The sequence below is a fragment of the Streptomyces sp. NRRL F-5727 genome (genome assembly GCF_000719555.1).
GTDB lineage: Bacteria > Actinomycetota > Actinomycetes > Streptomycetales > Streptomycetaceae > Streptomyces.
In genome coordinates this window covers 79407-85585 of record NZ_JOGX01000020.1, presented here as the reverse complement: position 1 = coordinate 85585, position 6179 = coordinate 79407, and the positions used below count along the sequence as shown (strand labels likewise).

The following is a 6179-nucleotide window of genomic DNA, read 5'->3' as shown; positions in this document are numbered from 1 at the left end:
CTGTACGGGCGCGGGCGCCGGGGCGGGGGCCTCGCGGACGGGCTCCGGAGCCGGGGCCGGGGCCGGGGTCGCGGCGGGGGCCGGGGTGACCGGCATGCCGCCGAGGCGGGCGGGGGCGCTCGCGCTCCGGGGGTCGGCGGCCGGCGCGGGCGCCTCGGCCTGCGCGGGGGCGGCCGGCCACTGGACCGGGGACCTCGGGTCGGGCACGGCGGGCGCGGGCGACGGCTCGGCGGCGGGCGCGGCGGGCGAGGGCGCGGCCCAGGCGGCCGGCCGGCCCTGCGCGTCGGCGCGGCCGGACTGCCGGGCGGCGTCGGCGCGCCAGGCGGTGGCCGGTTCCCTGGCGGGGGGTTCCTCGTCGAGGAAGACGGGCCCGGTCTCCTCGACGGCGGCCGGCGCGGGGGCGGGGGCCGGCGTCGGTTCCGGTGCGGGCGCCGGCACCGGGGCCGGCACCGGGGCCGGCGCGGGGCTCGGGGCGAGGATCGGCCCGGCCGGCATGGCCGAGGCGGGCGGGACCGGAGCGGCCTCGCCGTCCTTGGGGGCGGGCCGGCTCGTGCCGGGCACCCAGGAGCCGCCGTTCCAGTACCGGATGTATCCGGGGATCGACGGGTCCGGGTAGTACCCCGCCTGCGGTACCTCGCCGCCGCCTCCGGGAGGAGTAGCCACTGCCCCGACTCCGTTCAGTCACAACGTTCCGTCACCACACTAAGGAGGCACAGTAACGAAGAACCTCCGCGAGGGAGGAAAGAGCCCGCGAGAAAGCCCGCCTTCACGCGAAGGAGGACGGAATCACTCACTCCCCGTGAGGTTCGGGCCCGGGACCGGGGTGGTGGGCGGCCGGAGGAACTTCCCGAAAAAAACTTCCCGAAGTCGCGTAATGAACCGCGTCCACCGCGCTCTCTCCAGGTGAAGGCCCGTCCGGGGCCCCTACGCGAGAGGCAGTCAGTCATGCGGAACACCGAGCACACCACCGTCGAGCGCGAGCTGGAGCTGAAGCTGGTGCTGTCCCCCGAGCGCTCGGTCCCGGTGCCGGCCCGACTGGCGTACCACAGCGACGACCCGTACGCGGTGCACATGACCTTCCACATCGGCTCCGAGCACCCGGTGAACTGGACCTTCGCCCGGGAGCTGCTGGTCGAGGGCGTCTTCCGGGCCTGCGGTCACGGGGACGTGCGGATCTGGCCGACGAAGGTCGACGGCCGCAGCGTCATCCTGATGGCCCTCTCCTCCCCCGACGGCGACGCGCTCCTGGAGGCCCCGTCGGCGCAGGTGTCCGCCTGGCTGGAGCGGACCCTGCGCGCGGTCCCGCCGGGCACCGAGTCGGAGCGGCTGGGCATCGACGACGGGCTGGCGGAGCTGCTCGCGACCACCGTGGTCGGCGACGACCTGTGGCTGCGCGACCCGTGGCCGTCGGACGAGTCGGACGGCGAGCTGTGAGGGCCCCCCGGGGTCAGAAGAGCTTTCCGGGGTTGAGCAGCCCGAGCGGGTCGAAGACGCGCTTGATCTCCCGCTGGAGTTCGACGCCGACCGGGCCGAGCTCGCGGGCCAGCCACTCCTTCTTGAGGACGCCGACGCCGTGTTCGCCGGTGATGGTGCCGCCGAGGGAGAGGCCGAGCGCCATGATCGCGTCGAAGGACTCGCGGGCGCGCCGGGACTCGTCCTCGTCGGTGTGGTCGAAGCAGACGACGGGGTGGGTGTTGCCGTCGCCCGCGTGGACGCAGACGCCGATGGTGAGGGCGTACTTCTCGGCGATGGCGGTGGTGCCGGTGAGCATCTCGGCGAGCCGGGTGCGGGGGACGCAGACGTCGTCGATCATCGTGGCGGGCTTGAGGGTCTCCAGGGCGGGGAGGGAGAGCCGCCGGGCCTGGAGGAGGAGTTCGGACTCGGCGGCGTCGGCGGCGGGGACGACCTCGGTGGCGCCGGCGGCGGTGCACAGCTCGCCGACGGCGGTGAGGTCGGCGGCCGGGTCGGGGGTGTCGAAGGCGCAGAGGAGGAGCGCCTCGGTGGTCTCGGGGAGGCCCATCCGCGCCGTCCGGTTGACGGCCTGGACGGTGGTGCGGTCCATCAGTTCGAGGAGGGACGGGGTGTGGCCGCGCTCCATGATCGCGCAGACGGCGGCGCAGGCGGCGTCGGTGGACGGGAACTCGGCGGCGAGGACGAGCTGGGCGGGCGGCTGCGGCCGGAGGGCGAGGACGGCCTTCACGACGATGCCGAGGCTGCCCTCGGAGCCGACGAAGAGGCGGGTGAGGTCGTATCCGGCGACGCCCTTGGCGGTGCGCCGGCCGGTGGTGAGGAGACGTCCGTCGGCGAGGACGACGTCGAGGCCGAGGACGTACTCGGCGGTGACGCCGTACTTGACGCAGCACAGGCCGCCGGAGGCGGTGCCGATGTTGCCGCCGATGGTGCAGGACTCCCAGCTGGAGGGGTCCGGGGGGTAGTACAGGCCGTGTTCGTTGACGGCGCGGGACAGGACGGCGTTGACGACGCCGGGTTCGACGACGGCGACGCGGTCGACCGGGTCGATCTCCAGGATCCGGTCCATCTTGACGAGGGAGAGCACGACGCAGCCCTCGGAGGCGTTGGCGCCCCCGGAGAGTCCGGTGCGGGCGCCCTGCGGCACGACCGGGACGCGGTGCGCGGTCGCGGTCCGCATCACGTGCTGGACCTGTTCGACGGTGCGCGGGAGCACGACGGCCGCGGGGGTGCCGGCCGCGCAGAAGCTCGCCATGTCGTGGGCGTAGGAGGCGGTGACGTCGGGGTCGGTGAGGACGGCGTCGGCGGGGAGCCCGGCGTGGAGGTCCGCGAGGAGCGTCTGAAGATCGTCCATGCCTCCAGCCTGGCACCGACGGCCATCGGTGTGAACCCGCCGGGACGGGCGGCCGGTGTGCTCTTCGTACGAGCGGGCGCGGGCGCACAGTGAGGCGCATGTGCGCGATGAAGAGCCAGAACGTGTCGCGGGTGGTGCTCGCCTCCGGGGTGGCGGCGGTGCTGGCGGCGACGGCGCTGCTGTACCTGCCGGAGTTCCTGGACCGGGACGCCCCGGCGCGGCCGCCGGGCCCCGCGGAGCGGGCGGCGAGCGCGGCGCACGCGGGCGCGCCGGCGGCCCTGCCGGACCTGGTGGCGCTGATCGGCGACCGGGAGAGGTGGCTGGCGGAGCACCCGGACGACGCGGCGTCGTGGGCGGTGCTCGGTGCCGCCTATACGGAGCGGGGCACCCGGCTCGGGGACGCACGGGACCTCCCGCGCGCCGAGCGGGCCCTGGACCGGTCGCTCGCCGAACTGCCCGCCGCCCGGGGGAACGTGGACGCGCAGCTCGGCCTGGGGGCCCTCGCGGGGGCGCGGGGCGACTGGAAGGGCGCGAAGGCGTGGGGCGAGCGGGTCCGCGCGGCGGCGCCGCGGCGGTGGAACACGTATCCGCTGCTGATCGACGCGTACAACGGGCTCGGGGACTATCCGGCGGCCCGGAAGGCGATGGAGAGCCTGGAGAAGCTGCACGGCGGGCCGGTGGTGCGGGGCCGGGCGGCGCAGGTCTACCGGGACCGGGGGTGGCGGGAGGACGCCGACGCCACGGCCCTGGACGCGGCGGCGCTGGCGGCGACGGACGCGGAGCGGGCGGCGGCGTACTCCCGGCTCGGGCAGTTCGCGTGGGAGCGGGGCGAGCCGGCGGAGGCCCTGGAGCGGTACGGGGCGGCGCTGCGGTTCGTGCGGGACCACGGTCCGGCGCTGGCGGGCCGGGCGCGGGCGCTGGCGGCGCTGGGGCGGACCGAGGAGGCGCAGCGGGACTGGCGGGCGGCGCTGGCCCGGCAGCCGCTGCCGGAGTACGTCCTGGAGTCCGGGGAGCTGGCCGAGGCGCTGGGCCTGGACGGGGACGCGCGGGCGGCGTACGGGCGGCTGCGGGAGGGGAGGTGGGCCTCCCCGTCGACCGAGGTGGTGCTCGGGCTGCTCGACGCGGACCACGGCGATCCGGGGGCGGCGGTGGTCCGGTTGCGGGCCGCGTGGGCGAAGGGCCACCGGTCGGTGGCGGTGGCGGACGCGCTGGGCTGGGCGCTGTACCGGGCGGGCGAGCCGGAGGAGGCGCTGCCGTACGCGCGGCGGGCCACCGACGAGGGGCTGCGCAGCGCCGCGTACACCTACCACCTGGGCGAGATCGAGCGGGCGCTCGGGCGGACGGGGCCGGCGCGGCGGCACCTGGAGGAGGCGCTGCGGATCCATCCGTCGTTCTCGCCGCTGCACGCGCCCCGGGCGGAGGCGGCGCTCGCGGGGCTGGGCGAGCCGGACCCGGACGCGGTGCCGAAGGACGCGCTGCCGCCCGAGGGCGGGGTGAAGCCGGTGAAGCCGGTGAAGCCGGCGAAGGCCGCGAAGGCGGCGGAGATGTGACCGCGCGTCCGGGACGGGCCCCGTGCCCCGCCCCGGACGCGCCGCCGGCCCTACAGGTTGCCGCGCTTCTCCTGCTCGCGCTCGATGGCCTCGAAGAGGGCCTTGAAGTTGCCCTTGCCGAAGCCCATGGAGCCGTGGCGCTCGATCATCTCGAAGAAGACGGTCGGGCGGTCCTGGACCGGCTTGGTGAAGATCTGGAGCAGGTAGCCGTCCTCGTCGCGGTCGGCGAGGATCTTCAGCTCGCGCAGCTCGTCGATCGGCACGCGGGTGTCGCCGACCCACTCGCCGAGGGTGTCGTAGTAGGTGTCCGGGACGGACAGGAACTGGACGCCGGCGGCGCGCATCGCGCGCACGGTGGCGACGATGTCGTTGGTGGCGAGGGCGATGTGCTGGACGCCCGGGCCGTTGTAGAACTCCAGGTACTCGTCGATCTGCGACTTCTTCTTCGCGATCGCCGGCTCGTTGATCGGGAACTTCACCTTCTTGGTGCCGTCCGCGACGACCTTCGACATGAGGGCGGAGTACTCGGTGGCGATGTCGTCGCCGACGAACTCCTTCATGTTGGTGAAGCCCATGACGTCGTTGTAGAACGCCACCCACTCGTTCATCTTGCCGAGCTCGACGTTGCCGACGCAGTGGTCGATGGCCTGGAAGGTGCGCTTGGCCGGGGGCTCGACGATCGGGGCGGCGGCGACGTAGCCGGGGAGGTACGGGCCGTCGTAGCCGGAGCGCTCGACCAGGGTGTGGCGGGTCTTGCCGTAGGTGGCGATGGCGGCGAGGACGACGGTGCCGTGCTCGTCCTTCAGCTCGTACGGCTCCACCAGGCCGGTCGCGCCCTGCCCGACGGCGTGGGCGTAGGCGGCGCGGGCGTCGGGGACCTCGATCGCCAGGTCGATCACGCCGTCGCCGTGCTCGGCGACGTGCTCGTCGAGGAACCGGCCCCAGTCGCTGGTCGCCTTGATGACGGAGGTGAACACGAAACGGGCGGAGCCGTTGGTGAGGACGTAACTGGCGGTCTCGCGGCTGCCGTTCTCCGGTCCGGAGTAGGCGACCAGCTTCATGCCGAAGGCCGTGGAGTAGTAGTGCGCGGCCTGCTTGGCGTTGCCGACGGCGAAGACGACCGCGTCCATGCCCTTCACCGGGAAGGGGTCGGCCTCGCGCGCGGTGGAAGGGGTGTGGTCAAGGGTCTCAGTCATGGGCTCAGCGTCCCGCCGACCCGCAAGGTGCGCAATAGTTCGCCGGAGGGGTGGTCAATATGCACAGCGACCAGCGAGTATCGGCGGGCGACTTGTACATCGTGACCATTCGGAGGGCCCCGTGGCGATCGATCATTTGGACGGGCGGCTGATCGTGCTCCTGGCGAGGGAGCCGAGGATCGGCGTCCTGGAGGCGTCGCGGCGGCTCGGGGTGGCCCGCGGCACCGTCCAGGCGCGGCTGGACCGTCTCCAGGCGAGCGGGGTGATCCGCGGCTTCGGGCCGCAGGTGGACCCGGCGGCGCTGGGGTACCCGGTGACGGCCTTCGCGACGCTGGAGATCAAGCAGGGCCAGGGCGCGGACGTACGGGAGCACCTGGCGACCGTCCCGGAGGTGCTGGAGCTGCACACGACGACCGGGCACGGGGACATGTTGTGCCGGCTGGTGGCCCGGTCGAACGCGGACCTCCAGCGGGTGATCGACAAGGTGGTGGCGTTCGAGGGCATCGTGCGGGCGTCGACGGCGATCGTGATGGAGAACGCGGTGCCGCTGCGGATCATCCCGCTGGTGGAGCAGGCGGCGGGCGGGGAGCCGGCGGAGTAGCCACCCGG

6 protein-coding genes are annotated in these 6179 nt (G+C 74.3%); 3 read left to right on the top strand and 3 right to left on the bottom strand.

Annotated elements, in window-relative coordinates; translation table 11 throughout:
• Positions 1-663: DUF2510 domain-containing protein (locus tag IF73_RS0116660; RefSeq protein ID WP_031008474.1), on the bottom strand; the 663-nt coding region annotated here is incomplete at its 3' end.
• A gap of 282 nt (positions 664-945) precedes the next feature.
• On the opposite strand from IF73_RS0116660, the gene IF73_RS0116655 reads away from it, so the two are divergent.
• On the top strand, positions 946-1434 hold the full coding sequence (locus IF73_RS0116655; protein ID WP_031008473.1) for an SsgA family sporulation/cell division regulator: 489 nt from the start codon (positions 946-948) through the stop codon (positions 1432-1434).
• Between the two features lie 13 nt (positions 1435-1447).
• On the opposite strand, the gene IF73_RS0116650 is transcribed toward IF73_RS0116655, so the two are convergent.
• Positions 1448-2824 (bottom strand): FAD-binding oxidoreductase, encoded by a 1377-nt coding sequence (locus tag IF73_RS0116650; RefSeq protein ID WP_031008470.1) that lies wholly within the window; start codon positions 2822-2824, stop codon positions 1448-1450.
• A 98-nt stretch (positions 2825-2922) separates the two neighbouring features.
• Between IF73_RS0116650 and IF73_RS0116645 the strand changes: the two genes are divergently transcribed.
• Entirely contained in the window at positions 2923-4374 is a 1452-nt protein-coding gene (locus IF73_RS0116645; RefSeq protein ID WP_051716865.1) for a tetratricopeptide repeat protein, read from the top strand.
• A gap of 50 nt (positions 4375-4424) precedes the next feature.
• Here IF73_RS0116645 and hppD read toward each other — a convergent pair whose 3' ends face one another.
• Positions 4425-5570 carry a 4-hydroxyphenylpyruvate dioxygenase gene (hppD, locus tag IF73_RS0116640; RefSeq protein WP_031008466.1) on the bottom strand — a complete coding sequence of 382 codons (1146 nt, stop codon included), beginning with the start codon at positions 5568-5570 and terminating at the stop codon, positions 4425-4427.
• Between the two features lie 121 nt (positions 5571-5691).
• Between hppD and IF73_RS0116635 the strand changes: the two genes are divergently transcribed.
• The gene (locus tag IF73_RS0116635) at positions 5692-6171 is read left to right on the top strand and encodes an Lrp/AsnC family transcriptional regulator (protein WP_031008464.1); all 480 of its coding nucleotides are present in this window, start codon (positions 5692-5694) and stop codon (positions 6169-6171) included.
• The last annotated feature ends 8 nt before the right edge of the window (positions 6172-6179 follow it).